We start from the raw sequence: 25,146 nt of genomic DNA on the forward strand, positions 1-25,146 counted from the left end.
GATCGGCTCTCGGCAGGTGCACCGGGCAGCCCGGGCGAAGACGTCGGCGGGATGCAGTGACGCAGGAGGCCCGCGTGATCGCCACGTCCCCCGAAGCACCCGACCACCTCCGCACCACGGAGCGGCGCACGGCAGATCTGTTCGCCGCCTTCGTCGACCGTGAGGCCCCCGGCGTTCCGCTGCCGGGCCGGTCGACGGCACGCCGCCTTGCCGCCCTCACCGCTCTGGGACGCCACGACCTGTCCCTGGCACGGCTCGCCGAGGGGCACCTGGACGCCGCGGCGATCCTGTACGACCTGGACCACCCCCTGCCCGCCGAAGGAGAGCGGTGGGGGGTCTGGGCCGCGCGCCCACCGGGACCCGGCACGCACGCCATCCCCGTCGGCCAGGGATGGACGATCAGCGGCAACAAGCCGTACTGCTCCGGTGCCCGCAGCTGCACCCACGCCCTGGTGACCGCCGACGCCGACGACGGCTACCGACTGTTCGCCGTCGCCCTCGACCACCCGGGCGCAAAGCCGCTGGAAGGGACGTGGCCGGCGATCGGTATGGCCGGCAGCGACAGCCTGGAGATGTCGTTCACGGACGTGCCCGCGCGGGCGGTCGGCGGGGTGGAGGGCTATCTGACGCGCCCCGGATTCCAGCATGGAGGCATCGGCGTGGCGGCCTGCTGGGTCGGTGGCGCCCACGCGGTCGCCGCGCCCCTGTACGAGCGAGCGGCGGCGGGGCGGCTGAACGAGCACGCGGCGGCGCACCTCGGGGCGGTCGACATGCTGCTGCACACCGCCGACACCGTGCTGCGGCAGGCGGGCGACGACATCGACGCCGACCCCCTCGACGAGCGCGAGGAAGCAGTCGTACGCAGCCTGCGGGTGCGGGCCCTGGCCGAGAAGGTGTGCACCGAGGTCCTTGACCACGTGGGGCGTGCCACGGGCGCCGGGCCGCTGTGCCACGACGAACTGCACGCTCGCGCCGTGGCCGATCTGACGGTCTACGTACGTCAGCACCACGCGGAGGCGAACCTGGCCGAGCTCGGCCGCCTGGCGACCGCCACCACGGACTGCGCGGAGGCGGCACGATGAGCACGCCGAGGACCGCCGACGCCGCGAGGCGGGCCGCTGCCGCGGCGATCGACGCACAGGGCACCGACGAGGCCGAGTGGCAGCAGGCGCGGCTGGCGGACCACCTGCCGCACCTGGCCCTCCCGACAGGACCCGTCGTCGTGGTGGCCGCCCACCCCGACGACGAGGTCCTGGGATTCGGCGGCACCATCGCCGCCCTGTTCCAGGCCGGGGTGGCGGTCCACACCTTGTGCCTGAGCGACGGGGAAGCCTCCCACGGACCGGCGACGCCGTTCGCCCGGGCACAGCTGGCCGCCCGCCGCCGAGGCGAACTGGCCTCAGCCCTGGGCGAGCTCGGCGAGCTGCCCGCCCCCGTGCACGCCGCTCTGCCCGACACCGCCATCGACGCGCACGAGAAGGAGGCCCGAGCCGTGATCGGGGAGCTCCTGGACGCCGTCGGGGCCGCCGTGTGCGTGGCGCCGTGGGAGGGCGACCTGCACAGCGACCACGAGGCCGCGGGCCGAGCCGCCGCGGGCGCCGGCCGCGACACCTCCACACCGGTGTGGTCCTACCCGGTGTGGATGTGGCACTGGGCCCGCCCGCGCGACCCCCGCGTGCCGTGGCACCTGGCGTCGGTCCTCCCTCTCGCCGAAGCGGCACTCGACCGCAAGAAGGCGGCCCTGGCACGGTTCACCAGCCAGTTGGAGCTGCGGGGCCCGGGCATCGAGCCGGTGCTGCCGGCGCAGGAGATCGCCCACCACACCCGCGCCTTCGAGACGGTGTTGCGGTGAACACCCCCGCGAGCTACTTCGACGATCAGTACGCCCACGCCGCCGATCCCTGGCACCTCGGCGAGCGGTGGTACGACTGCCGCAAGTACACCCTGACCGCCGCGGCCCTGCCCCGGCCCCGCTACGCGCGGGCCTTCGAGCCCGGCTGCTCGGTCGGCGTGCTGACCGAACTCCTGGCCGCCCGCTGCGACCGTCTGCTCTCCACCGACCGCATCGCCTCGGCCGTCGAATCGACGGCCCGGCGCACCGCCGGACTGGACCACGTCACGGTGCGACGGATGACGGTCCCCGAGCAGTGGCCCGAGGAGCCCTTCGACCTCGTGATGCTGTCGGAAATCCTCTACTACTTCGACACCGGCACCCGTACGCGGCTCCTGCGCCAGAGCGTGGAGAACCTGAGCGAGGGCGGCCATCTGGTCACGGTGCACTGGAACCACCCGGTGGCCGAACACACCTGCACGGGCCGTGAGATCGCCGACCACCTCGACACCCTGACGGGCCTGAGCCGACTGGCCCGCTACGACGACTCCGACTTCACCCTCACCGTCCACGAACGCAACCCAGGTCCGGGGCCGGTGCTCTCCGTGGCCCGCGCGGAAGGCCTCGTGTGACGCCCTCAGCCCTGGCCGTGGTCGTCCCCGCGCACAACGAGGAGGACCGCATCGCTGCCTGCCTGCGCAGCCTGCGGGTGGCCGCCGCTCGAGCGGCGTCGCTGCCCGTGGTGATCGTGGTGGCGGCGGACGCGTGCACGGACGCCACCGCGGACCTGGCCGCCCGCGGGGGAGCGCACGTCCTGGAGACCCCCGGCCGCAATGTAGGAGCCGCGCGGGCGGCCGGCACCGATCGCGCACTGGAACTGCTGGCAGGTGCGGGCCCGGACGTGTGGCTGGCCATGACGGACGCCGACACCACGGTGCCCGCGGCCTGGCTCACCCACCAGGCCGCCTTGGCGCGGCGGGGTTATGACGCCGTTCTGGGCTCCATCCGCCTCGACCCCGCCACGGCCGGCGCGCTCTTGGTGGCACGGCACGACGTCGACTACTTCCGCACCCGCGGACCCGGTGAGGCGGGGCGGGGGTGGGAGCACCCGCATGTGCACGGCGCGAACCTGGGCGTCTCTGCCGCGGCCTACCTGCGGGTGGGCGGCTTCACCCCCCTGCCCAGCGGCGAAGACCGCGACCTCGCGATCAGGCTGTCCGCCACGGGCCACCGCATCGCCCGCACCGACCAGCACCCCGTGCACACCGCGGCCCGCTTGCGCGGGCGGGCCCCCGGAGGTCTCGCCGACCTCCTGGCGGCCCTGCACCGCGCGACATGGCATCCGCCCGTTCCGATGCACGGCCCCGTGCCACCGGACCCCGTGGGCCTGGCCTGACGCCAGGCAGTGAGGAGGCCCGAATGCACACACCGGAAAACACTCGGCCTGTCCGACTCAGATGGGATTGCGGTGATTGGGTGCGCCGATCACGGGTACCGGGAGGCGGCATAACCGTACAAAGACAGGAGAGATGACTATGACTTCCGAGGCCGCCTCCACCACTCCCCGCTACACCGTCCCGGGCCTGACGGTGCAGGACGCCGGCACGGTCATCGAGCTGCTGCAGCAGCGTCTGCATGCCCTCAACGATCTCCACCTCACGCTCAAGCACGTCCACTGGAATGTGGTGGGCCCGCACTTCATCGCGGTGCACGAGATGCTCGACCCGCAGGTCGACCGCGTTCGCGACATGGCCGATGACGTCGCCGAGCGTCTCGCTGCTCTGGGAGGCGTCGCCCACGGCACTCCGGGCGCACTGGTCAAGGAGCGCAGCTGGGAGGACTACAGCGTGGGCCGCGCCGACGCCATCGCCCACCTCGGCGCGCTCGACATCGTGTACACCGGGATACTCCAGGACCTGCGTGCCGCCACCAAGACGGTGGGTGACATCGACCCGGCCACCGAGGACCTGCTGATCGGGCAACTGCGTGACCTCGAGCAGTTCCAGTGGTTCGTACGCGCGCACCTGGAGACCGCGGGCGGCACCCTCGCCACGGCCGGTGCCACCACCGAGACGGAAGCCGCGAAGCAGTCCGTCGACCACTGACATCAACTCCGGAGCAAACGCCGCAGCAAACAAGGGAAAGGCGCATCACCATGTCCGACAAGCCGCTCAACGGTCACCGGGTGCTGGTACTCGTCACCAACTACGGAGTGGAACAGGACGAGTTGCTGGTGCCGGTCCGCCGGCTGCGGGAGGACGGCGCGGACGTCACCGTCGCGGCCGTGACCGCGGACCCGGTCCAGACGCTGGTGGGCGACCGGGACCCCGGCGAGACGCTGGAGCCCACCACCACGCTGGAGACGCTGGATCCCGGCGCGTACCAACTGCTGCTGATCCCCGGCGGCACCATCAACGCGGACCAGCTCCGCCTGCAGCCCAAGGCCCTTGAGACGATCCGGGAATTCGCGGCATCGGGCCGCCCGATCGCGGCGATCTGCCACGGACCGTGGGCGCTGGTGGAAGCCGACGTCTTGAACGGCAAGACTTTGACCTCCTACGCATCGGTGCGCACCGATGTGGTCAACGCGGGCGCCAAGAACTGGGTCGACGAAGCCGTGGTGAGCGACGACGCGAACGGCTACACCCTGGTCACGTCCCGGACGCCGAAGGACCTCGACGCATTCCTCGGCGCCGTCAACGAGGCACTGGTCGGCTCCTGAGCGAGGGCATCGCGGTGCTTCAGGGCCTCCGGCGGGGAGGCCTAGGCGCCAGCGGACGCGAAGGCCCGTACAGGTCTGCAGGGGCGACGGCCGCCCCTGCAGACCTGCGACGACATCAGAGTCGGCGGAATCGGCGTCAAACTCCCGGGTCCGCCTCGACGGGACCGGGCTTCAGTGCCCGCGCCGCTTCCAGTTGGGCGGCGAAGGCCAGACCCAGGAACAGGGCGATCGAGGTCAGGTAGGCCCACAGCAGCAAGGACATGAAGGCGCTGAGCGGACCATAGACGGTGTCGAAGGAGCCGCTGAGCGAGAGGTACAGGCTCAGCAGGCCGGTCAGACCCGTCCACAGCAGAAGGTAGAGCGCCGCGCCGAACGCCAGCCAGGTGTAACCAGGTTGCCGGCGCCGGGGGGACCACCGGAAGATGATGCTCGCGGAGACGAGCGCCAGCACGAAGCCCAGCGGCCAGCGCACCGACCCGAACGCGCTACTCACCCCGTGCCCGACACCGAAGACCTCCACCGCCGCGGCCGCCAGATCCCGGCCGGCCACCATCACGACGAAACCCAGCCCCAGGGGGAGCCCCGCGACAGCGGCCATGGCGAGGCCACGCAGATACTTCCGGTGGAAGGGCCGGTCGCGCTCGTTGCCGTAGATCCGGTTGGCGCCGCGTTCGATCTGGCACATCGCCGTCGTGACGTTGGCCAAGGAGAATATGAGCCCGAACCAGAGGGTGACCTGCGTGCCGCTGCCCGCGGTTCGGCGGCTGCGGGTCAGTGCCTCGTCGACGACATCGGCGCTCGGCCCCCGTGCCATACGGTGGATGACCACCTCGGCGAACCGGCCGACGTCCTGAGTGTGCAGCGCGGTCGACAGGCCGACGAACACGATCGCGAGCGGGACGACCGCGAGAACCGTCTGCAGCGCCAGTGCCCGGGAGTGGCTGAACCCGTCCGCGTAGCGGAACCGCACGAAGGCGTCGCGGAACAGCCGCCACCCTCCGTAGTGACGCAGCGCCACGAACGCCTCGTCGCCGGAGAGCTCTTCGCCCTCCATGTCCCGCGTCTCGGGAACCGTCGTCGCCGTGCCCATGGCCCGCCCCTGCTTCGTTCGTCCTGCGCCGACAGGAAGTTCCTGCGTACGAGTGCCCGGTGCCCAGGCGCCGCCGCCCCAATCCGGCAGCGGCACAGCACGTACTCGCCGCCATTGTCCTCGCAGGCGCCGCCTTGGCTGGGATACGTTGCGCCCTGTGGAGCGGATCTTGGTGGTGGGCGCCACGGGTGCGGGTAAATCGACGCTGGCCCGCGCCCTGAGCAGTCGGCTGGACCTGCCGTACCGCGAGATGGATGCGCTGCACTACAACGGCCCCAACTGGGCCACGAACAACAGGCTGGCCGAGGACGTATCAAGGCTGACGTCCGAACCGCGCTGGATTTTTGACTCCCTCGGAACTCCTGAAGTCCGCGATCTGCTGTGGGTGCGGGCCGACACGGTGCTCTGGCTGGACTATCCGAAACGCGTCGTCATGCCCCGAGTCCTGCGCCGGTCCTTGCGCCGCACCGTCACGCGCGAGGTGCTCTTCGGCGGCAACCGGGAAACCTGGAGGGACTGGCTGAGCAGGGAACATCCGGCCTGGTGGGCCTGGTCCCAGCACGCGTCACGCCGCCACGCCATCGGGCGTCGGATCCGCGACCCGCGCTTCGCCCCACTCGACACGCTCCGCTTCAGCCACCCCAGCGACACCACGGCCTGGCTTGCGTCCCTCTGATCCGGTAGTGGCGACGGATCGCAGGTGCGGTCGGCCGGGAGGACAGGCTGGGGCCTTCACCCCAGCCCCGACCAGCAGGACTACCGCCTCACCGCACGACCCCGACCGTCACTTAAGAGGACCCGCACCCTTCAGGGCCGCGCCTGCGAAGGCAGGGTGAGGATCTCGGCTCCGTCGTCGGTGATGGCGATGGTGTGCTCGCTGTGTGCGGTCCGGCAGCCCGTCGCGCTGCGCAGCGTCCAGCCGTCCGCGTCGGTGACGAGCGTGGCGGTGTCGGCCATGATCCAGGGCTCCAGGGCGAGCAGCAGGCCGGTGCGCAGCTTGTATCCGCGCCCGGGGCGTCCGGTGTTCGCGATGTGCGGGTCCTGGTGCATGGTCGAGCCGATGCCATGGCCTCCGAACTCGGTGTTGATCGGGTAACCCGCATCGCTGAGGACCGTGCCGATGGCGTGGGAGAGGTCGCCGATGCGCGCTCCCGGCTTCGCGGCGGCGATGCCGGCGGCGAGCGCCCGTTCGGTCGTCTCGATCATCGCGACGCTCTCCGCGGGCCGGGCCTTGCCCACCAGGAAGCTGATCGCGGCGTCCGCGGCCACCCCGCCCCTGGCGACGGCCAGGTCGAGGGTCAGCAGGTCCCCGTCGGCCAGCGTGTAGTTGTGGGGCCGTCCGTGGAGTACGCCGTCGTTGACCGCCGTGCAGATGTAGTGACCGAACGGGCCGCGCCCGAAGGACGGCGCGTAGTCGACGTAGCAGGACTGCGCGCCCGCCTCGGTGATCATTTCTTTGGCCCACTGGTCGATGTCCAGCAGGTTCGTCCCGACCGCGCTGCGCTGCTTCAGCGTGTGCAGGATGTCTCCGACCAGGGCGCCGGTGCCCCTCGCCCGCTCGATTCGCGCGGAGTTCAGGATCTCAATCATGGGGACCTCTCACGTACGTCCAATAACTATCCCGGTCTAACTGTACCGGTATTAGAATGGGTACATGGTCAGGTTGCCGCTCACCCCCGCCGAGGTAGAACGCGGACAGCGCCTCGGCGCCCTGCTCCGCCGAGCGCGGGGCTGCCGCTCGATGCTCGACGTGGCACTCGCTTCGCACATTTCGCCCGAGACTCTTCGGAAGATCGAATCCGGCCGCGTGGCCACCCCCGCCTTCCCGACGATCGCGGCCATCGCCAACACTCTGGGCCTGTCCCTCGACGCGGTCTGGGCCGAGATCAGCCAGCCGGAGTGCACCCTTGAGGACCAGTCGGTCCTGTCCGGCGCCCGGCACGCATCGCTGGTTTCGTAGCGCCGGGCTCAGAGGGGTGCTGGACGTGCGCCCTGCCGCGGCCGGTCGATCGGTCGACCGGCCGCTTCGCGGGGGTGGCGGCCGCGGTCAGCCCTGGTCGGATGATCCCGGCGACGGCATGGACGCGTCGATGGGTACGACGTTGAAGTACTCCTCGATGCGGTCGATGAGGCCGCCGTCGAACCGGAAGTACATCGCCGCGTGCACGTCACTGCGGGAGCCGTCGGTCGCGGTCAGGTGGAGTACCTGCTGCTGGAGCACCGCGTCGTCGTCCTGGAACTGCCGCACGATGTCGTACCGGAGGGTGTCGACGTCTGCGGCCAGTCGCTTGAGCAGCTCCATGTTCTCGTCGATCGGCTGGGCGCCGCTTCCGTCGTTGTGCCACACGGTGGCGGTGTCGGTGCACAGGGATCGCATCGTGACGTAGTCCCGTGCCTCCCACTGTCGGAGATAGTGCACTGCTGCTGCGCGAAGGTCCTGGTCAGGTGTCATCGGTATTCCTTTTGGGGTGTGCAGGCTGCGGCGAATGTCAGACGGCGGGGCAGGTCGCGGTGTCGGTCGGCGTTCCTGCTGCGAAGACGGGGGAGCGTTCCCCCGCTTCGATGCGTAGGGGGAGGTGGTTCTCCCGGGGAGGCAGCGGGCAGGGGAAGGCCGCCGAGAAGATGTGATGGGGGACCACAGCCCGGTTGAAGTCGATACGGGCCATGCCCGTGGCGTCCTTGGGCCGGGTCAGGATCAGCCAACGGCCCATGCCGGGCGTGTCCGTGCCGCTCGTGCCGTCGGTGAAAGTGATCAGCAGGGTGTCGCCGCCCACACCGAACGCCCGGAGCTTGTGCCGCTCGCCTCGCAGATCGAAGACGAAGTCACCTGGGGCCGGGAGGGTGTCGCGCATACTCGGGCTGGTCAGCCGGGTCACTTCCAGCAGACGCCCGGCATCCGCCGGACGGTACTCCGCCTCGACGGCCCAGGTCGGATCCCATGGCCACGCGTCGATCCCGCGCAGGCCGACGAGGGTGGGCGCGGCGGGATCCCACACGACCAGGACATGGGCTCCCCGCAGTTCCTCGATGGTGCCGCGCCGTCCGCCGGGGAAGAACAGGCTGCTGGCGCTGGTCAGTTCCACCGTGCCGTCCACGGCTTGGCCATCGACGGATACGCCCTCCGCATGGGCTGCTGTCAGCGTCAGGCTCCCGGCGAAGCCGGTGGACGTCCACCGCCCCGGAACCTCGGGGACTTCCTGCCCCGGTTCCGTGATCAGCCGATAGGCCACGCGACCCGCCTTTCCGTCCGGTCCCGCCATCTCCTCCCACCGGCTCCGGCGCCAACTGTCGTACCCGGTCAACGTGTTGTCGTCATCGAAGCATTGGCTGGACACAGTGCTCTCCTCTCCAAAGTGGCGGTCACCCGCGACCGCCGTCAGGACTCACCGCCGGCCGGAATCCTCGACCGGTTCGACGGCCGTTCGCCGGCCGCCGCAGCACGGCCACGAACGGCCGGCCGTCGTACGGTGCGTCACCGCCCACGCCCTTCAGCCGCGGACCGGCTGGTGGGGTCGGTGGTCTGGATGGTGCACTCGACCCGAGAGGTCCAGCAATTCAGCTTGCTATTACGGCAAGTTCGGGAGGTGGTGCGGCCACCCTGTTCGGCCTGTGCGGTGCAGTTCTGGACCCGATGCAGCGTCACGGCCTGCTGCCAAGCCGCGCGGGCGAGAGCAGGGCGGCCCATGGCGTGGCGGGTCTCGCGCAAGCTCTGATGCAGCTCTCAGGCGGGAAGCGGTTCGACCTCGGGGTACGGGCTGAGCATGGTGTCGAAGTAACCCTCCGGGGTTCCCTCCAGGAAGGTCGACAGGTTCTCGAGGAAGGCGCGTAGCGGGGGCGTCGCGTTGTGCTGGTCCAGGTCTTCCTGTGAGCGCCAGACCTCATACAGGAAGAAGCGGCCGTCCTCGTGCTCGTGGAGGTGGTACTGCAGGTTGCCGGGCTCTTGCCGGGTGGGTTCCACGAAGGAGGAGAGGATGCGCCGGGCCTCCTGGCGTCCCACCGCCTCGCCAGCGGCCACCGTCGCTACGACGACAGCGCACCCGCCGTGGTCCGCCGCATTCGCGCACTGCTGGACGCAGGCCTTCCGACCCGGGTCATCCGCGACCTCCCGTGTAGGCCCGCCGCCCGCCCTTGGAGACGGCGGGCGCTACACCAAATTGATCAACCTGACGAAGCGGCTCCTGGAGGCCGGGGTGCCCGCATGCGGAGGTTACGAGGATCCGCATGCTGATGCTGAAGCGGATTCAGGATTTCAGCAAAGTTTCCCGTTGTAATGGGCGCCTTTGGTTCTCCACGATGGGCCCAGATCGGTTTCCCCGGGGTGCACACAGATAGGGCCCACATCGCCCCCGATTGTCAGGGTCACCATGATCTGGACACTGGACCCATCACTCGTGCAGTGGTTGTACCAGGCCCTTCCGCCTGACTCCGAGTAGGCGCATGGCTTGGCATCAGGAGTCGCCGAAGCCGACGTGGCTCCGGCATATGCCATTAACCCGAAAATGCTTACTCCGGCCAACGCGACCGATCCAACTCTGCGCTTAATCATCGCCTGTTGCCCCCTCGATGGAATTGTTCCGTACGCGCAATTCCCGCGATTAACCCACACCTGACGCTCGCGGACAAGAAGCCCGACACCGGTAGATCGCCCCGCCACCTACACCTTTGACTGCGGACGATCGCGTTATTCCCCACGCGCTATTCCCCAGGGGTAAGTTCCATCGGAGGCTGACTCCGGGGACGTTGAGGCGTGGCGTACTGCCGATCCACCCCGTCGCCCGTTCGCCGCACCCCGGCCAAGCTCCCGTCGGACCCCGCTAAGCTCGCGCGCGGATCTCGTTCGTGCTCACGAGGAGTGTCATGCGCTACGGCTACATCGGCTCGATGAAGGTCAAACCCGGTCACCGAGCGGAGGTGGTCGCAGTACTGGTCGCCGGCGCGGACGGTCTACGCAAAGCGGGATGTGAGCTCTATGTCGTGACCGAATCGGCCACCGACGAAGACACCGTGTGGGTGAGCGAGGTGTGGGAGAGCAAGGAGCATCACGAGGCGTCGTTGCAGTTGCCCGAGGCGAAGGCTGCCATAGGCAAGGTAATGCCGTTCCTGACGGGCGAGTTCACCCGTCAGGAGACGCACGTCGTGGGCGGTCTCGGTATCTAGCCGCAGATGCGTGCCGTTCGGTCAGAGGTTGGCCCGCTGCCCAGCTGATGCCGGGAAGGCGCGGCCAACACGGCTCGTGGACAACGGTTCCTCCCACCGCCGCACAGAGGCCACCTACCGGCTGGCCACGGCGTTCCCGAACGCGGCGCTGGTGCATACCCCGATGCACGCCTCATCGCTGCCTCCACGACATGTGCTGGCCAGGCTCGCAGCACGGGCCGGAGATGAGAGCAGGGACGCGGGATCAGTCTTCGTCTGCACTCGACAGGGCTTCGGTGATGAGGCGGGTGGCGAAGTCGGGGTCCTCGGTGATGCGGTTGATGTGCTCGGCGAGGAGGAAGGCGGTGGCTTCCAGGGGATTCATCTCCGCCCGGGTCCAGTCTCCGTACTGTTTGCGCCACAGGTTGGGGCTCAGGCCGGTGCCCGCGGCGATGACGAGGCCGGCCATGGTGGGGATGGCCTCGGGGCGGACGCTCTTGGGCATCATGCGCATCGTGGCCACGAGGGTGGGCACCACGTACTCGATGACGTCCTTGCCGTGGTCTTCGTGGGTGTTGCGCAGCCAGGTCATGAACATGTAGATGAGCGTGCACGCGCCGTCCAGCAGGCCGTCGACTTCACTGGGGCCCAAGGAAGCGGTGAAGTGGTGGGTCAGTGCCTCTTGTTCGGGGTCGGTCCCGCTCTTGGTGTCGTGAATCCCTTTCAGTCGGGAATCGATGATCATGAGCGCCGCGCCCACATCGCCGACGGGAGCGTACTCGGGGTCGCAGGGTGATGACACAGGGTCCTCCTCGGGCGACCGTGATGGGTAACACGGTGTGCTCGTACGGTAGATGGCCTGCAAGGCGGAGGTCTGATGAATCCCGATAGGCAGCTCCTGGCGGGTACGAGCCGCTGCGTCTCCAGCCTGAGGTTGGCCGGCACCTAGAACGCTCTGGCGATGAGCGTGGTGCGCCTCGACTTCGCGTTCGAGAGTGGGGCGCCTGGCTTCATCCGCCCGTGTAGAGGCAGACGGGGGGATGCTGCCCTGACAGCCAGTTGCCTCCTGTGCTGTCACGCACTGCCGGTGGGCCAGAGCGCTGGCAGACCCGCGACCTCGGCGAGCGTGTGGCCATCCTGTCCCAGCCAACGCGCACCGGCCACGTGCTCGGTCCGGCAGACAGCGCGGCTAGCCGGTTTCGGTGCAGCCGGCCTCACGTTGGGTGTACTGACGAACCTGCTTCAGGGGTGACTGCCCTGGCCGTGGAGCCAACTCGCGAACTCCGGCGGAGTGTGGGCCGTGGCGGCTTTCGCTGCCGGGGCATTGCTCGTCGCCCCGCGCCGACGATCGCCTACACCTCGCCCTGGCCGGTGCGCTCACGGAGGGTGGGCTGGTGGTCGGGTACTCCGGCTACGCCGAGTTCGGGCGGGACGCCATGGGGGAGCCTCACCTTCCCGCTGGTGTGGCTAGGCCTGGCATGCATCGCGGGCCCCTTGTCCAGCCTGGCGGGGGCCTGGTGGCGGCGTGGTACTCATGCTGGCAGACTTCCGGCCACATGTGCGTTCGTACTCCCACTGGCTCAGCACGCTGTATTCGTGAGTGGTGGCGTGGCCCATGAGGGGGTGCCCGACGGCCTCCGCCCCGCACGCGATGATCGGCCCCGCAGGATCGGGGAGGGCCGCGCCCCGGCCTCAGCGCTCCGTTCGCTGGATCGCACCGTGGCGATCATGATGACGGTGGAATTTCGCGCGGTATTCCCTCGGTCGCTGGCCCGTGGTCCTGGCGAAGATGCCGCTGAATGTTCCAGGGTCGCGGTATCCGACGTCGGCAGCGATGGAGGCGACGGTCTTCTCGGTGGTTTCCAAGAGGTGTCTGGCTCGGCGAACCCGGGACGTCTGCAAGTAGGCGAGTGGCGTCTCACCGGCTTCCTGGCCGAAGCGACGGAGCATGGTTCTCGTGCTGACGTGGAACTCCTGGGCCAGGGTGGGCAGGTCATAGCGTGCAGTGAGGTTCTGGTCGAGCCACCGCTTGACGCTGAGTGAGAACTCCCTGCCCAGAGTTGGTATGAGCCCTGAGTCGACGTAGGGAGCTTGGGTGGAGCGCGCATCGTCAACTAGCGCGATGCGCGCGGTACTACGGGCGACGCGCGGGCCGTCGTGCTCGCGGATGAACTGCAGCGCGAAGTCGTACATCGCGCTGAAGGCCGCGGTGGTCGTGACCCCCCGATCGGTCACGACCAAGCGTTCCGGCCGGAGGTGGACATCGGTGTAGCGGCGAGCGAACCGGTCCGCGAAGAGCCAGGACGTGGTTGCTTCGCGTCCGCTGAGCAGTCCGGCTTCAGCTACGAGGAAGGCGCCCACGCAGATCGAGACGACAGCGGTTCCCGAGGCCGCCTGCGAGCGGATCGCCGAGACTTCCGGCCCCAGATTTGCGATCGTCGCGTCGAGATCGATTGTCGGCGACGACTCGAAGCCCGGCACGATCAGGACGTCCAGGGGACGCATCGACGAGACGTTGAGGACCGAGCCCGCGGACGCGATCACTTGCCTCCGGGGCGAGACGACCAACGACTCGTAGGCCGGCTGGTCCGCTCCGTGTGCCGCGGCGACGTGAGTTGCCATCGTCAGCAGGTCGGGCACGCCGAATACCTCCGACGCGAAGCAGCCGGGGTAGGCCAGCACACCAACTCGTAGCGGACTCATGCGATCCCCCTCCGCACCGCTGAAGGGTGGCGATATTACCGGGATACCTGGCGATGTCGCCGCTTCTCAGGAGGACGGCCACCCAGCAGTATCTCGCTCATGACAATCGTGCGAGGCCAGCGTGACCCTCTCGACGACTTCTTACGGAGGGACGTCAGCGTCGATGACGTCGACAAGACCGTGTACGTTGCCGGGTTCGGGCCGGCCGTCGTCCTGATGCCCGAGATGCCGGGCATCAGTCCCGACGTCGCCCGGTTTGCGCGATGGGTGCGTGATGCCGGTTTTACGGTGTACCTGCCTTCTCTCTTCGGCGTCGACGGCGCCTATCCGCTCGCCGAGGCACGCGAGAGCGTCGTTCGACGCGCCTGTGTCAGCGCAGAGTTCAGGGCGTTCGCCGGGGGCGGTACCAGCCCCGTCGTCACATGGCTGCGTGGTCTGGCCCGCCTGGCGCACGCCGAGCACGGCGGGCCCGGTGTCGGCGCCGTCGGTCTGTGTTTTACCGGCAACTTCGCCTTGACCATGGCGCTCGAACCCGCTGTCATCGCCCCCGTGGTCAACCACCCGTCGCTTCCGCTCGACGATCCCGCCGGTCTGGAGATCAGCAAGGAGGATGCTGCCGCGGTGGCCGAGCGCGTAACGCGCGACGGCTTGAAGGTTCTCGCCTACCGCTTCGAGAACGACAGTTGGTGCACCGGCCGGCGGTTCGCCGCCTACCGTGCGCTGCTCGGGGACGCATTCGACGGGCGAGTACTCGAAGCCGAGACCGCGAACACCGACCCTCCGCCCTTCTTCCGTGACGTCGTCGGCTGCGCCCACAGCGTTGTTACGGCACACCTCGTCAACCAAGAGGGCCACCCCACCATGCAAGCCCGGGACGAGATCATCGCCTTCCTGACCGAGCGGCTCGGGGCGCGGACGGATTGATGCGCGCCGCCCCGGCCAGGGTGACCCTGAGTTCCCCGGTCGGCTCTCGTGCATGAGGTCAAGGTCGTGCGGCAGGAGGCCAGCTCAGGTGAGGAATTTCGCCAGCAGGGCCATCTCGGTGGGCGGGTCGATCACCGGCTGGATGAGGAGTTCGTCTACGCCGGCCTGCTCCAGGGTGGTGATGCGGGCGAGGAGGTCGTCGCGGCTGCCGACCAGGGCCAGGGTGTTCATCAGCGAGGGCACAACCAGGTCCCGGTCCTGCGGTGCGATGCGGCCGAGGTAGTTGGGGTAGAGCTTGGTGTGCCGGTCCGGCGCGGTGGCGGTGGTGTCGCGCCGGTCGAGGAGCCGCCGCACCGCCTCGCGTTCCTCGGGGCCGAGTTGCTCGGCGAAGGCGGGCGTATCGGCGGCCGTATCGGCGGCGAACGCCAGCAGCGACAGGACGAGGTGGCCCGTCGCGTCCCGGGCCGCGTCGCCGTGGGGGTCCTCGCCCTCGTCGAGCAGGTGGAGGGCGGTGACCACGTAGGAGTCCGCCCGGTTGTCCGTGTGGGAGTCGGTGGCGAGGGGTGTGCCTTGGGCGGCGGCATGGCGGCGGGTGTCGTGCAGCGCGTGCCATGCGGTGGGGTCCAGTAGGCCGAAGGAGATGAGGCCGGTTCCGCGGCGGCCGGCGACGGCGGCTGCCTTCGGTCCGAGCAGTGCGGCCACGACGAACTCGATCGGGTCGGCGGTGTTCACATGCGCCCCGGCGTGGAGGAACCGTACGTCGCGGACCCGGTCACCTTCGCGGTACTCGGTGGAACGTCCGGCGCAGAGGTCCTGCAGTGCGACGGTGAAGTTCTCCAACCGGGCCGCCGTGGTCGGCCGCATGCCCAGGGTGCGCCGAGCGGTGTTTCCCGTGCCGACCGCGCAGATGATCCGGCCCGGCGCCAGGGCGTTGAGGCTTGCGAGCCCGCTCGCGGCGGCCGGGGCCGAGCGCAGCGCCGGTGAGGTCACGCCGATGCCGAGCCTGATGCGGCTGGTGGCCTTCGCACACAGGCTCAGGGCTACGAAGGGATCGCCGTGGACCATGGGGGTGTCGTTGACCCAGAAGCTGTGCAAGCCCAACTCCTCTGCCCGCACGGCGAGTTCCTCCACACCGGGCTGCGCGGCGACAACGACGCCTGCACGCATCTGAACCTCCAAGATATGAGGATCGAAACGAACCTGCTCAGCATGGCAGGCCCCGGCACAGGGCCGTTGCGCAATCGCGTGATCTTGTAGCGTCGCAGGGTGTGGCCAGTCGTCTCAAGTGGCGGGCTGCGCCGTCTGTGTCACCCAGGGTCTACTCGTGGACGATCGTCGGATCGTGTACGAGCATCGCGCTGGGCGCGGTGCGTGGGCGCGGGCGGACCAGTGTTCTCACCATGCCGACCCCCGCCACGACAGCGGCGAGGTGCAACACGGGGGCGACAGCGAGGTTCTCCGGCAGTTTGACGTCGGCGGGGTCAGCCACGGCGACGAACAAGGTTAGCGGCAGTTTCCAGCCGCTCCAGGCGAAGAGCGAACCCGATCCCAGCCAGCCGAGCGCCAGCAGCAGCCGATGAGGCACCCAGACCGGACGCTTCCGGGCGAGTGTCCAGCTGGCGGCGGCACCGGCGAGGGCCCAGAGCGCGCTAACGCTCGTCAGCAGGTACCAGTTGGTGTCCCGTGCGGCAGGTCTCGCGATGCCGAGGGTGCCGCCGACCGCCCAGTACGCCCAGACAAGACCGACGGTGCCTGCGAGGGCTGCCGCCCACCTCGGAACGGTGGGCGTAGCGTCCCCGGCCTGACGGGTGAATGCCTCCGGCCAGCGCCGGCGCAGGTAAAACGGGATCGCGAGGGCCAGCCCCAATCCCATCCCGATGAAGCTGAACTGGATCAGCGCGCCTTCCCAGCCGGGCATGGAAGGATCATCGCCCCCGCTGTCGGCCGCTGGGCCGCGCCCGGCGTCGAGCACCGTACTGAGCACGGCGTACGGCAGGATCGACACCAGGAATCCCGCCCCCGTCCAGGCGCAGAAAGCCACCAGGAACCCCGGTATCCGCATGCCCCAAGGCCGGACCAGAGCGAGCGCCAAGGCGATCCCGATTCCCGCCATGCCGATGGTCACGGTGTTGAGGAGTACCCAACCGGCCAGGCTGAAGCCCTCCCCGATCGGTGCCAGGCCCAGCAGAGAGCCGGCAACCCACGCCACCTTGATCAACAAATAGGGTGACAGCGCAAGGGCCGCCCCGTACCCCGCGAACCTCCCGACCCGCTCCCAGCGTTCCATCTGGATGCCCCTTCCTCGGCAAGGACTCCAGCCTTGGGCATCGCCCCGCCGACACGCGTCAGCTTCAGGGGGCCTCTACCTCCGTCAGACGGCGGAGCCCGTGGTCATCCCGCAGGTGGCCCTTGCCGGTTCCGATCCGCCTGCGCAGGTGCGGTAGTGGAGCAGGCAAGGGGCAAGGAATGTGGCTTGAACGAAGGGGGCGGGGGCAGGCTGCGGCGACCTCGGGGAGCTCGACGAACGACGCGGCAGCCCCCGTACGGCCTGTCCTCCTTGGCCCGGTTCCCCGGCGAGGGAGCCGCGCTCTTGGCCACGGGGCCGACTACGCCGCCGCGAGGTGTGTGCGGGCCCAGTCGGCGAAGGAGGTCAGGGGGATGCCCATGGCCTGGGCGTATGCGGGGCGGGCGGGCTGGTCGACGAGGTTGTTCCAGTCGTGTCCGGCTCCCCAGCTCGGCATGCCCGCCGCGAGCGCCTCGTCGAGGCTCATCGTCGGGGCGGTGACCGGCACGCCCCACACCTCCGAGAGGACCAGCGCGATCTGCTTCATGGTGAGCCGGTCGCTGGCCAGTTCCAGCTCGACTTCGTGGAAGCGGTCCGGGTCGACGATGGCGTGGGCCACTGCCGCGCCGATGTCCTCCCGTGCGACCAGGGCCAGTTCCGTATCCGGCTTGACGACGGTCGCAAGGCCGCCTTCGGGCCCGTGGGGTGCGAGCGCGGGGAGATTCTCCATGAAGAACGCGGGCTTGACCACGGTCCAGCGCGGGAAGGCCGCGCGTCGTACCGCGTCCAGGATTGCCTGCTTGGTCTCGAAGTAGGGCTGCATGGGTGCCCAGCGGCCTTCGTCCCAACCGGGTGCCTCGGTGTGTGCGCCGACCCCGCTGGTGGAGGACTGCACGAACTGGCTTACGCCCGCCCGGCGGGCTGCCTCGATCAGGTTGGTTGCCTGGGCGAGTTCGCCGGCGAAGTCGATGCCGTCCTCGGTGAACGGCGGCATCTGGACCGAGAAGACCGCGCGGGCTCCCTGGGTGGCGCGGGTCAGCGAGGCCGGGTCGGTGAGATCACCGGTGATCAGCTCGGCGCCCAGGGCCTGAATGGCTTTGGCTCCGTCCGTGTGCGGGTCGCGGACCAGCGCCCGGACCGGTGTCTGTCCGGCGAGCAGGGCCCGGACGGTCGCACCGCCCTGGCGGCCCGTGCCGCCGGTCACCAGAACGGGTGCAGGGGCGTCGTCAGGCATGGTCGGATCTCCTTTGTACGTCGCGGAACGCAGAAATGGCGGGGGCCGCCGTTTCTGCGTTCCGTTACGATATGGCGTGGCCCGCCACTTAGCAAGCAAGGGGAATCATGCCTGGTCAGCGCTCGGACGCACGCCGCAACTACGCCCGCATCCTGGAAGTCGCGGAAGCGGAAGTGGCCGCCCGCGGTGCGGAAGCCTCCCTGGAGCAGATCGCCCGCACCGCAGGCGTCGGCTCGGCGACCGTGCGCCGGCACTTCCCCACCCGCCAGGTCCTCCTCGAAGCCGTGTTCCACGAGCGCATCCAGGCCCTCGCCGAACAGGCCCGTACCGGCGCCGCCGCGAAGGACAGCCGCGCGGCACTGCTTGCCTGGGTACACGACCTCCTCGCCTACGCCGTCTCCGCGCGCGGCCTCGCCGACGCCCTCACCTACCAACCGCCGGGCACGGACACCGCGCCGGACTCCTGCGGCTCCGTCCTGGAAGCCGCAGGCGCCCCGCTGTTGCGCCGCGCCATCGACGACGGCGCGGTCCGAATTGATCTCACCTTCCACGACCTGATCACGCTGACCGTCGGGATCGCCCTGGCCACGGAACACCAGGCGGCCCCCCTCGCTCACGCCAACCACCTGCTCGAGATCACCATTCAGGGGATGGCCAGGGGATGACCAGGGGATGACCAGGGGATGAGCCCAGCCCTCATCCACTGACCCATCCACTGACCGGGCCCCGTCGGTCGCAAGGCAACAGAGCGCTACACCCTCCCCGGGGCACGGCGGGTCCGGACAGCCCTCCGGCTGCGTGTCGCTGTCGTCGAACGAGGGCGCCTCATTTGCCGATACACCCGAGCCGGTCGGCTAGCGCTCGTCCGGCGGATCGTGCGCCGAGCCAGGGCCGGACCGAGGCGAGGGCCGGCCGGTGCCCTAATCGTGTTGACCGCTCCGGGCAGGCAGTGCTGGAGTCGGCACGTGGACAGCATCCCCGCCAACCGGCGGCTCTGGAACCAGATCAGCGGCGCCTACCAGCACGAGCACGACCCGCAAATCGGCGCCGCACCCCGGCTGTGGGGCATGTACTCCATCCCCGACGCGCACCTGCACGCCCTGGGCGACGTCACCGGCAAGCGCGTCCTCGAACTCGGCTGCGGCGCCGGACAGTGGTCCAGGGCGCTTGCCGCCGAGGGCGCCACCGTGGTCGGGCTCGACCTGTCCGAAGCCCAACTCGCCGCAGCGGCCCGCGCGATGGGAGCTGACCGCTACCCGCTGGTGCAAGGCGCCGCCGAACAGCTCCCCTTCGCCGCCGACAGCTTCGACCTGGTGTTCTGCGACTTCGGTGGGCTCAGCTGGGCGCCCCCGCACGTGGCTGTGCCGCAGGCCGCACGCGTCTTGGGCCGAGGTGGGCGCCTGGTGTTCAACGTCGCCAGCCCATGGTTCGAAGCTTGCTACGACGAAGCCGCCGGCCGCGTGACCACGACGCTGCGGCAGGACTACTTCGGACTGAACACCATCGCCGAAGACGACGGCGCGACCAGCTATCAGCTCACCTACGGCGACTGGGTCAAGGTCCTGCGCGGCGCGGGTCTGGTCATCGACGACCTCATCGAGCCGCGGCCCGAACTCGGAACACCCAACGGCTACAACGAAACCGACCCTCCCGACTGGGCACACCACTGGCCGGCGGAACTGCTCTGGGTAACCCACAAACCGTAGGGTCCACCGCACCGCACCGCACCGCACCGCGCCGAGACGTGAAGGCAACCCCTCGCCGGACAGGCGTGAGGGCTAGGCCGGGCCGATCGCGGCCTCGATGTGGGCGAGGTGGGCGGCGAGGATCTCTTCGAACGCGGCGCGGCGATCCACTCCGAGGGGGCGGACGTCGCGGGCGAAGTGGGCCAGGGCGGGGAAGCGTTCGGGATCGGCGCCGAGCACTGTGACGCGGAACAGCTCCATGCCTTGTTCGTACTCGTCCGACGTGATGGTGCTGACCCCGGCCTCGGAGGCGACCAGTGCGGCGATGAGGACCGCGAGCCGGTGGTAGCGCGCCGGGATCTCCTCGTCGGGCAGTCCCGACACGCGCAGGGCCTGCAGCACCTCTTCCACGATCAGCCGGGAACCGGCGCCGCCCGACGCGTAGCGTCCCCAGACCGCGGCGAGCTGGGGCTGCTGACCGAACGCCTCCCGCACGCGAAGGGCCAGGGACGTGATGCGCTGCTTCCAGTCGCCCTCGGCGCGGTAGCCGTCCATGGAAGCCAGGAGAATCCGGTCGGCGACCGCGCGCAGTAGTTCTGTCTTGCTGCGGAAGTGCCGGTAGAGGCTGGAGGAATCGGTCCCGAGGGCCGCTGCCAGCTTGCGCACGCTGAACGAATCCGCGTCGCTCGTGCGCAGCAACTCCGCCGCCGCGTCCAGGATCTCTTCGGTTGACCAACGCCTTCGGCCTGCCATCTTGCTCCTCTCGCCGGATCTCATCCTACCCGTGCACTTGGTGTTGCACGCACCGCGTGCATAATGAGGACATGAGTATGCCGGACGGGCCGGCATGCCACTCGTGCCCTGTTGTCCGGGTCAGGCAACCGATGCGGAGCCCTCCCCGGAACACGAAAGGACGCATGTCGTGAAGAACCCACTGGATTCCGCGGCGCTGCACGCCGCCATCGAAAACGTCCACCACGCCGGAGTGCCGGGCCTGTTCGCCGAGGTGCGAGACGGCGACCAGGTCTGGCGCGGCGCCGCCGGAGTCGCCGATGTCGCCACCGGCCGCCCCGTCACCGCGGACATGCGGCACCGCGTCGGCAGCGTCACGAAGACCTTCACCGCCGCAGCGGTCCTGCAGCAGGTCGAGAGCGGTCGGATCGGCCTCGACACCCCGATCGGTCAGTACCTGCCGAAGCTGGTTCCCGGAGAACGCGGCAACGCGATCACGGTCCGGATGCTGATCAACCACACCAGCGGCCTCGCCGAGTACCTCCCGTACGCCTACCCGTCCCTCAAGTCGTTCCCCGTACTCGCGGACACCAGGCCCCAGAGCCTGGACGACCACCGGTACACGCGGTTCGATCCCGCCGAACTGATCGAGATGGGGGTCACCGCACCGGCCTTCGCCGCCCCGGGCGGCACTCCGGGGCTGTACTCCAACACCAACTACCTTCTGCTCGCCCAACTCCTGGAGGAGGTGAGCGGCACAACGGCCGAGCTGTGCATCACCCGGAACGTCATCGAGCGCGCCGGGCTCCGGGACACCGAATTCCCCACCGGACCGCACATCAACGGGCCGCACTCGCAGCTCTACGAGGCGTGGTTCGGCATGATCGACCCGCCGCGCGACTACAGCGTCTTCGACATGTCGTACGCGGGGCCGTCGGCCTCGCTGATATCGACCGTCGCGGACCTCAACCGCTTCTTCGGCCTGCTGCTGGCCGGGAAGATCATCAGCCTGTCGTCGCTGGCGCAGATGCAGCGCACTGTCACAGTCGTCTCCCAAGAGGGAAAGACGATCGACTATGGCCTCGGCCTGTACCCGATGGAGGGTCCCGGGCAGGGCACCTTCTGGGGCCACGGCGGCACGGTCTGGGGTGGTGGAGCGCTGGCCATGACCCGCGCCGACGGCAAGCGCCAGATGGCGGTCGCGGTGAACCTGCAGAGGTGGAACAGGTTCGACTCCTCCGGCAAGCCCCAGCCCCACCCCATCGACGACGCGCTCGAGGCTCTGTATCGGGTGGCGATGTACGGCTGACCGGGCCGGGGTGGTTCCCGGACATGTGCGTCCGTTGTACGGCGCCGCCTCTACTGTCGTCGCGGCCCACCAGCCAGGCTGCGCTGCATCCAGGCAGGCGAGGCACTTGGGGTGGCCGTGGCGTGCGCTTCTGTCTCGTGTCATAACCGCGCGCTGGTCATGAGGGCGCATCCCTGGCGGCTTGCCCCAGCCCGCCAGGGGCAGGCTCCACGTCAGCAGGACCTACCCCACCAGGGAGGCCAGACCTAGCCAGAGCCCCGGGCGTCAGCCGCTGATTCCCACGCCGATGGCCAGTGCTGCGGCCGTGGCGACCAGTGCTCCGGCCCAGCCCGCGATGGTGTGCCCGTCGTCGTGTGCGCTCACTGTCCGCTTCCGTGCGTGGTCTCGGCCAAGGCTGACGCCCCCAACTGCCCCGCGCCATCCACGGCTTGAGCCTCATTGCGCCCGGCGATGAGGTCGCCCGTCCCTGCGTCACCGCGTGCTGAGGTGGAGCACTGCGGCTCGGCGGCACTTTTGACGAGGGTGATGGTTCCGTCGTCTTCGGTCGGCTGGATCGGGCGATACCCCGCGTTCTCGTAGAACGCGATGTTGCGGTGGCTGTGGGAGCCGGTGGACAGCACGATGCGGCGGCATTCCGGCGGGGCGGCGCGCTCGGCGATGTGCAGGAGCCGGCGGGCCAGGCCGTGACCGCGCAGGTCGGGTGCCACCCCCAGGCGGCCTATGTGCCAGTCGGTGCCGACGCGGCGTGCTCGCACCAGTGCGAGCAGCCGACCGTTGCGCCACAGGCCGGTGGTGTGCCACTCCCTCAGCCATGCGCGGACCTGGTCCGGTGACTCGTGCAGGGCCGGCACGGTCAGGGTGTTGTTGGCGAGTGCCTCATCCACCCAGCAGCAGCGCTGCAACACCGTGACCTCGGGTGCGTCCTGAGGGAGCAGCTGTCTTGTGTAGGACCCGGGCAGCGGTCCGGGCGTCGATCCGGCTCGGGCCGCCTCGCGCAACGGCCGCAGCGCGTGGGTGACTTGGACGAGTTCGTCCAGTACGCGGGCCGCCGCGGCGTCTCGGGCGGGATCAGGGATCACCTTGCCGTGCGCCGTGGCGTCGGTGATGCGCATCGCGACTGTGGCGCCCAGTGGCACCAGGCGCAAGGTGGTCGCTACCTGCTTGGCGTGCTGGACGGCGCGGGTGCCGGCCGAGGTGTTGCCGTAGCTGACGAAACCGACCGGCTTCCACGCCCATTCGCTGCCGAGGTAGTCCAGGGCGTTCTTCAAGGTCGCCGGCATTCCGTAGTTGTACTCCGGTGTGACGACGATGAAGCCGTCCGCCGCACTCACCATCGCGCTCCACCGGCGGGTGTGTTCGTGCTGGTAGATACCGGAGGACGGATGTTCCTCCTCGTCGAGGAACGGAAGCGCGAGGTCGCTCAGGCGGACGGTCACGAGTTCGGCCTGCAGCTGTGTTGCCCGGGACGTGAGCGTTTGGGTGAGCCACGTCCCGATCGCTGGGCCCAGGGCGCCGGGGCGCGTGCTGCACACCAGGACAAGGATCCGCGTCGATGGCGATGGAAATGGCGATGGCGAAGGCGATGTCGTTGACATGGAAACGAACGTAGCTGCTATTTTGATTACATGTCAATGAAAACGTCGGGCGGCACGCCGGCCTGGCTCGACCCCGAAGAGGAGCGCGCCTGGCGGGCTTTTCGCCGCATGGTGATCGCTGTCCAGACCGGCACGGCACGCGACTTGGCCGCAGCCGGACTTTCCGAGCCCGACTACGAGGTGCTGAGCACCCTGTCGGAACGCCCCGAATACACCAGCACGCTCCATGAGCAGGCCGCCAAGATGGGCTGGTCGCGCAGCCGCCTGTCGCGCCACGCCACCCGAATGGAGACGCGTGGCCTCATCCGACGCGCACCTGACCCCGCCGACGGCCGTGGCTGTCTGCTTCTGCTCACCGAGCAGGGCCTGGAAAGCCTCACGGAGGCTGCCCCTGCCCACGTCGCATCGGTTCGCCGGTACTTCGTCGACCGCCTGACGCCCGCCGACCTGACGGCCCTTGAGGACATCGCCCAGAAACTGGTCACGCCTACCAGCGCACCGGCAGCTCTCGCAGACTCCGCATGAGGCTGGTGCGCCACTGTGGCGTGCCGTCACCGTCGAAGGCCAGGCGGGGGAAGCGGTCCAGCAGGATGCGCAGGGCCATGGTTGCCTCCAGGCGGGCCAGCGGGGCGCCCAGGCAGTGGTGCAGGCCGTGCCCGAAGGCGAGGTGGGCGCGGGTCGCGGCCGGATCGCGGCGGATGTCGAACCGGTCGGGGGAGGGGAAGCGCTCGGGGTCACGGTTCGCCGCGGCGATGGAGAGAACGACGCGGGCGCCCGCCGGTATCCGTACGCCGCCGAGGTCGATCGGTTCGGCGGCATAGCGGTAAGTCCCCGCGGGCGCGGGCGACTCGACACGGAGCGTCTCTTCCACGGCGCCCTGCAGCAACTCGGGGTCGGCGCGGAGCGCGGCGAGCTGCTCGGGATGGCTGAGCAGCAGATGGACGGCGCTTGCGATGAGGTTGACGGTGGTCTCGTGCCCTGCGACCAGCAGCAGGAAAGCCATGCCGAGCAGTTCCTCCGGAGCGAGGCGGTCCCCGCCGTCCCCGTCGTGGGCGCGGACCAGGGCGTGCAGCAAGTCGCTCTCCGCCGCGTCCGGCAGCCGCCGCTTCTCCTCTGCGAGCCCCGCCAGGTAGACGGCCATTTCTTGCGAGGCGCGGGCGGACTGCTCCGCATCGTCGAGGGAGACGACCTTCGTCGACCACTCCCGGAAGGCGCCACGGTCCGCTTCTGGCACGCCGAGCAGTTCACAGATGATGGTGAGCGGCAGCGGATAGGCGTACGCGGCCACCAGGTCGGCACGGCCGTCGGCGGCCACGGCGTCCAGCAGCGCATCGGCCGCCTCCTGAACGCGGGGCCGCAGCGCCTGGACGCGACGCGCGGTGAACTCGCGGGCCACCAGCGTCCGCAGGCGGGTGTGGTCGGGCGGATCGACCTGGAGCATGTTGCTGCCCACGGAGTAGAGCCCGTCGTCCTTGAAGTCGGCGGAGTGCCGCACGTCATTGCGCAGCCTTGGGTCGACGAACGCGGTGCGCGCTTCCGCGTGCCCGACCACCAGCCACGCTTCGTCCCCGGTGGGGAAGCGCACGTGGTGGACCGGCCCCTGCGAGCGCAGTGCGGTGAAGGCGGAGTAGGGGTCGGCTGTGAAGTCGTCGGTGAGGGTGGCGAGTTGAACGGTGGGGCGCTGGGTGCGCATGGACGGCTCCCGGACAGAAGTGGGGATCACTCCCCGTTTACACGTCGAGATGACCGTAACATGAAGCGGGGAGTGCTCCCCACTTCGGTCGCCGAAGGCGGCACTACCCATACGCCGCTCTGTCCGCCGAAAACGGATGAGACGCTCACGCGCCAGGGGTTTGCCCCTTGGGCCCAAGTCCTCGGCTTCGAGCACCCCGTGGTGCGAG

General features: G+C 69.5%; 30 protein-coding genes. 16 read left to right on the top strand and 14 right to left on the bottom strand.

Annotation, left to right across the window (positions count from 1 at the left end; translation table 11 throughout):
• Nucleotides 1-74 precede the first annotated feature (74 nt).
• The 6 genes from ACFUPX_RS08730 to ACFUPX_RS08755 all read left to right on the top strand — a co-directional run bounded on the left by ACFUPX_RS08730 (nucleotide 75) and on the right by ACFUPX_RS08755 (nucleotide 4,553).
• Nucleotides 75-1,082 carry an acyl-CoA dehydrogenase gene (locus ACFUPX_RS08730; protein WP_383318233.1) on the top strand — a complete coding sequence of 336 codons (1,008 nt, stop codon included), beginning with the start codon at nucleotides 75-77 and terminating at the stop codon, nucleotides 1,080-1,082.
• A complete protein-coding gene (locus ACFUPX_RS08735) occupies nucleotides 1,079-1,852 on the top strand; it encodes a PIG-L deacetylase family protein (RefSeq protein WP_383318236.1) in 774 nt (257 codons plus the stop codon). The genes ACFUPX_RS08730 and ACFUPX_RS08735 overlap by 4 nt, the downstream gene beginning before the upstream one ends.
• The gene (locus tag ACFUPX_RS08740; protein ID WP_383318239.1) at nucleotides 1,849-2,463 is read left to right on the top strand and encodes an SAM-dependent methyltransferase; all 615 of its coding nucleotides are present in this window, start codon (nucleotides 1,849-1,851) and stop codon (nucleotides 2,461-2,463) included. The genes ACFUPX_RS08735 and ACFUPX_RS08740 overlap by 4 nt, the downstream gene beginning before the upstream one ends.
• Nucleotides 2,460-3,227 carry a glycosyltransferase gene (locus ACFUPX_RS08745; protein WP_383318242.1) on the top strand — a complete coding sequence of 256 codons (768 nt, stop codon included), beginning with the start codon at nucleotides 2,460-2,462 and terminating at the stop codon, nucleotides 3,225-3,227. Before ACFUPX_RS08740 ends, ACFUPX_RS08745 begins: the two co-directional genes overlap by 4 nt.
• 139 nt (nucleotides 3,228-3,366) lie before the next feature.
• A complete protein-coding gene (locus ACFUPX_RS08750; protein ID WP_383318245.1) occupies nucleotides 3,367-3,936 on the top strand; it encodes a Dps family protein in 570 nt (189 codons plus the stop codon).
• Nucleotides 3,937-3,986: 50 nt separating this feature from the next.
• Nucleotides 3,987-4,553: a DJ-1/PfpI/YhbO family deglycase/protease gene (locus ACFUPX_RS08755; protein ID WP_383318248.1), complete on the top strand. Its 567-nt coding sequence runs from the start codon at nucleotides 3,987-3,989 to the stop codon at nucleotides 4,551-4,553.
• Nucleotides 4,554-4,689: 136 nt separating this feature from the next.
• On the opposite strand, the gene ACFUPX_RS08760 is transcribed toward ACFUPX_RS08755, so the two are convergent.
• Nucleotides 4,690-5,643: a YihY/virulence factor BrkB family protein gene (locus ACFUPX_RS08760; protein WP_383318251.1), complete on the bottom strand. Its 954-nt coding sequence runs from the start codon at nucleotides 5,641-5,643 to the stop codon at nucleotides 4,690-4,692.
• 157 nt (nucleotides 5,644-5,800) lie between these two features.
• Between ACFUPX_RS08760 and ACFUPX_RS08765 the strand changes: the two genes are divergently transcribed.
• Nucleotides 5,801-6,319, top strand: coding sequence for an adenylate kinase (locus ACFUPX_RS08765; RefSeq protein WP_383318254.1), 519 nt, complete (start codon nucleotides 5,801-5,803; stop codon nucleotides 6,317-6,319).
• A 131-nt stretch (nucleotides 6,320-6,450) separates the two neighbouring features.
• Here the strand turns inward: ACFUPX_RS08765 and map are convergent, their stop codons facing one another.
• The gene (gene map / locus ACFUPX_RS08770; RefSeq protein WP_383318257.1) at nucleotides 6,451-7,233 is read right to left on the bottom strand and encodes a type I methionyl aminopeptidase; all 783 of its coding nucleotides are present in this window, start codon (nucleotides 7,231-7,233) and stop codon (nucleotides 6,451-6,453) included.
• A 64-nt stretch (nucleotides 7,234-7,297) separates the two neighbouring features.
• Here map and ACFUPX_RS08775 point away from each other — a divergent pair, with 64 nt between their 5' ends.
• A complete protein-coding gene (locus tag ACFUPX_RS08775; RefSeq protein WP_383318260.1) occupies nucleotides 7,298-7,603 on the top strand; it encodes a helix-turn-helix domain-containing protein in 306 nt (101 codons plus the stop codon).
• Nucleotides 7,604-7,690: 87 nt separating this feature from the next.
• On the opposite strand, the gene ACFUPX_RS08780 is transcribed toward ACFUPX_RS08775, so the two are convergent.
• From ACFUPX_RS08780 to ACFUPX_RS08790, 3 genes are all read right to left on the bottom strand, one after another.
• Nucleotides 7,691-8,095 (bottom strand): nuclear transport factor 2 family protein, encoded by a 405-nt coding sequence (locus ACFUPX_RS08780; RefSeq protein ID WP_383318263.1) that lies wholly within the window; start codon nucleotides 8,093-8,095, stop codon nucleotides 7,691-7,693.
• A 37-nt stretch (nucleotides 8,096-8,132) separates the two neighbouring features.
• Entirely contained in the window at nucleotides 8,133-8,978 is an 846-nt protein-coding gene (locus tag ACFUPX_RS08785; protein ID WP_383318266.1) for a DUF1684 domain-containing protein, read from the bottom strand.
• 386 nt (nucleotides 8,979-9,364) lie between these two features.
• On the bottom strand, nucleotides 9,365-9,658 hold the full coding sequence (locus tag ACFUPX_RS08790) for a putative quinol monooxygenase (protein ID WP_383318269.1): 294 nt from the start codon (nucleotides 9,656-9,658) through the stop codon (nucleotides 9,365-9,367).
• Here ACFUPX_RS08790 and ACFUPX_RS08795 point away from each other — a divergent pair.
• Nucleotides 9,560-9,871, top strand: a complete 312-nt coding sequence (locus ACFUPX_RS08795) for a MerR family transcriptional regulator (RefSeq protein WP_383318598.1) — start codon at nucleotides 9,560-9,562, stop codon at nucleotides 9,869-9,871. The two genes, ACFUPX_RS08790 and ACFUPX_RS08795, sit on opposite strands and share 99 nt — an antisense overlap.
• 21 nt (nucleotides 9,872-9,892) lie before the next feature.
• Here the strand turns inward: ACFUPX_RS08795 and ACFUPX_RS08800 are convergent, their stop codons facing one another.
• Nucleotides 9,893-10,189 (bottom strand): DUF6355 family natural product biosynthesis protein, encoded by a 297-nt coding sequence (locus ACFUPX_RS08800; protein WP_383318272.1) that lies wholly within the window; start codon nucleotides 10,187-10,189, stop codon nucleotides 9,893-9,895.
• Nucleotides 10,190-10,500: 311 nt separating this feature from the next.
• Between ACFUPX_RS08800 and ACFUPX_RS08805 the strand changes: the two genes are divergently transcribed.
• A complete protein-coding gene (locus ACFUPX_RS08805; protein WP_383318275.1) occupies nucleotides 10,501-10,800 on the top strand; it encodes a putative quinol monooxygenase in 300 nt (99 codons plus the stop codon).
• A gap of 244 nt (nucleotides 10,801-11,044) precedes the next feature.
• On the opposite strand, the gene ACFUPX_RS08810 is transcribed toward ACFUPX_RS08805, so the two are convergent.
• Nucleotides 11,045-11,581 carry a hypothetical protein gene (locus ACFUPX_RS08810; RefSeq protein WP_383318278.1) on the bottom strand — a complete coding sequence of 179 codons (537 nt, stop codon included), beginning with the start codon at nucleotides 11,579-11,581 and terminating at the stop codon, nucleotides 11,045-11,047.
• Nucleotides 11,582-12,070: 489 nt separating this feature from the next.
• Between ACFUPX_RS08810 and ACFUPX_RS08815 the strand changes: the two genes are divergently transcribed.
• Complete coding sequence (locus ACFUPX_RS08815; RefSeq protein ID WP_383318280.1) at nucleotides 12,071-12,250, top strand: hypothetical protein; 180 nt, start codon at nucleotides 12,071-12,073, stop codon at nucleotides 12,248-12,250.
• Between the two features lie 221 nt (nucleotides 12,251-12,471).
• Here ACFUPX_RS08815 and ACFUPX_RS08820 read toward each other — a convergent pair whose 3' ends face one another.
• On the bottom strand, nucleotides 12,472-13,482 hold the full coding sequence (locus tag ACFUPX_RS08820) for a GlxA family transcriptional regulator (RefSeq protein ID WP_383318283.1): 1,011 nt from the start codon (nucleotides 13,480-13,482) through the stop codon (nucleotides 12,472-12,474).
• Nucleotides 13,483-13,590: 108 nt separating this feature from the next.
• Between ACFUPX_RS08820 and ACFUPX_RS08825 the strand changes: the two genes are divergently transcribed.
• The gene (locus ACFUPX_RS08825; protein WP_383318286.1) at nucleotides 13,591-14,406 is read left to right on the top strand and encodes a dienelactone hydrolase family protein; all 816 of its coding nucleotides are present in this window, start codon (nucleotides 13,591-13,593) and stop codon (nucleotides 14,404-14,406) included.
• An 84-nt stretch (nucleotides 14,407-14,490) separates the two neighbouring features.
• On the opposite strand, the gene ACFUPX_RS08830 is transcribed toward ACFUPX_RS08825, so the two are convergent.
• The 3 genes from ACFUPX_RS08830 to ACFUPX_RS08840 all read right to left on the bottom strand — a co-directional run bounded on the left by ACFUPX_RS08830 (nucleotide 14,491) and on the right by ACFUPX_RS08840 (nucleotide 17,924).
• Nucleotides 14,491-15,573 (bottom strand): LLM class flavin-dependent oxidoreductase, encoded by a 1,083-nt coding sequence (locus ACFUPX_RS08830; protein WP_383318289.1) that lies wholly within the window; start codon nucleotides 15,571-15,573, stop codon nucleotides 14,491-14,493.
• A 151-nt stretch (nucleotides 15,574-15,724) separates the two neighbouring features.
• Nucleotides 15,725-16,693 carry a hypothetical protein gene (locus ACFUPX_RS08835; protein WP_383318292.1) on the bottom strand — a complete coding sequence of 323 codons (969 nt, stop codon included), beginning with the start codon at nucleotides 16,691-16,693 and terminating at the stop codon, nucleotides 15,725-15,727.
• A gap of 319 nt (nucleotides 16,694-17,012) precedes the next feature.
• A complete protein-coding gene (locus ACFUPX_RS08840) occupies nucleotides 17,013-17,924 on the bottom strand; it encodes an NmrA/HSCARG family protein (protein WP_383318294.1) in 912 nt (303 codons plus the stop codon).
• A 107-nt stretch (nucleotides 17,925-18,031) separates the two neighbouring features.
• Between ACFUPX_RS08840 and ACFUPX_RS08845 the strand changes: the two genes are divergently transcribed.
• Entirely contained in the window at nucleotides 18,032-18,589 is a 558-nt protein-coding gene (locus ACFUPX_RS08845) for a TetR/AcrR family transcriptional regulator (RefSeq protein ID WP_383318297.1), read from the top strand.
• Between the two features lie 300 nt (nucleotides 18,590-18,889).
• Entirely contained in the window at nucleotides 18,890-19,630 is a 741-nt protein-coding gene (locus tag ACFUPX_RS08850; RefSeq protein WP_383318300.1) for a class I SAM-dependent methyltransferase, read from the top strand.
• A 72-nt stretch (nucleotides 19,631-19,702) separates the two neighbouring features.
• Here the strand turns inward: ACFUPX_RS08850 and ACFUPX_RS08855 are convergent, their stop codons facing one another.
• Nucleotides 19,703-20,362, bottom strand: coding sequence for a TetR/AcrR family transcriptional regulator (locus ACFUPX_RS08855; RefSeq protein WP_383318303.1), 660 nt, complete (start codon nucleotides 20,360-20,362; stop codon nucleotides 19,703-19,705).
• 169 nt (nucleotides 20,363-20,531) lie between these two features.
• Between ACFUPX_RS08855 and ACFUPX_RS08860 the strand changes: the two genes are divergently transcribed.
• Entirely contained in the window at nucleotides 20,532-21,650 is a 1,119-nt protein-coding gene (locus tag ACFUPX_RS08860; RefSeq protein ID WP_383318306.1) for a serine hydrolase domain-containing protein, read from the top strand.
• Between the two features lie 359 nt (nucleotides 21,651-22,009).
• On the opposite strand, the gene ACFUPX_RS08865 is transcribed toward ACFUPX_RS08860, so the two are convergent.
• A complete protein-coding gene (locus tag ACFUPX_RS08865; protein ID WP_383318309.1) occupies nucleotides 22,010-23,245 on the bottom strand; it encodes a GNAT family N-acetyltransferase in 1,236 nt (411 codons plus the stop codon).
• A 30-nt stretch (nucleotides 23,246-23,275) separates the two neighbouring features.
• On the opposite strand from ACFUPX_RS08865, the gene ACFUPX_RS08870 reads away from it, so the two are divergent.
• Complete coding sequence (locus ACFUPX_RS08870; protein WP_383318312.1) at nucleotides 23,276-23,770, top strand: MarR family winged helix-turn-helix transcriptional regulator; 495 nt, start codon at nucleotides 23,276-23,278, stop codon at nucleotides 23,768-23,770.
• Here ACFUPX_RS08870 and ACFUPX_RS08875 read toward each other — a convergent pair.
• Nucleotides 23,733-24,938, bottom strand: coding sequence for a cytochrome P450 (locus ACFUPX_RS08875; RefSeq protein WP_383318315.1), 1,206 nt, complete (start codon nucleotides 24,936-24,938; stop codon nucleotides 23,733-23,735). The genes ACFUPX_RS08870 and ACFUPX_RS08875 overlap by 38 nt on opposite strands.
• Nucleotides 24,939-25,146: the final 208 nt, after the last annotated feature.

The sequence above is a fragment of the Streptomyces sp. NPDC057302 genome (assembly GCF_042667685.1).
In the GTDB taxonomy this organism is placed as follows: Bacteria; Actinomycetota; Actinomycetes; order Streptomycetales; family Streptomycetaceae; genus Streptomyces.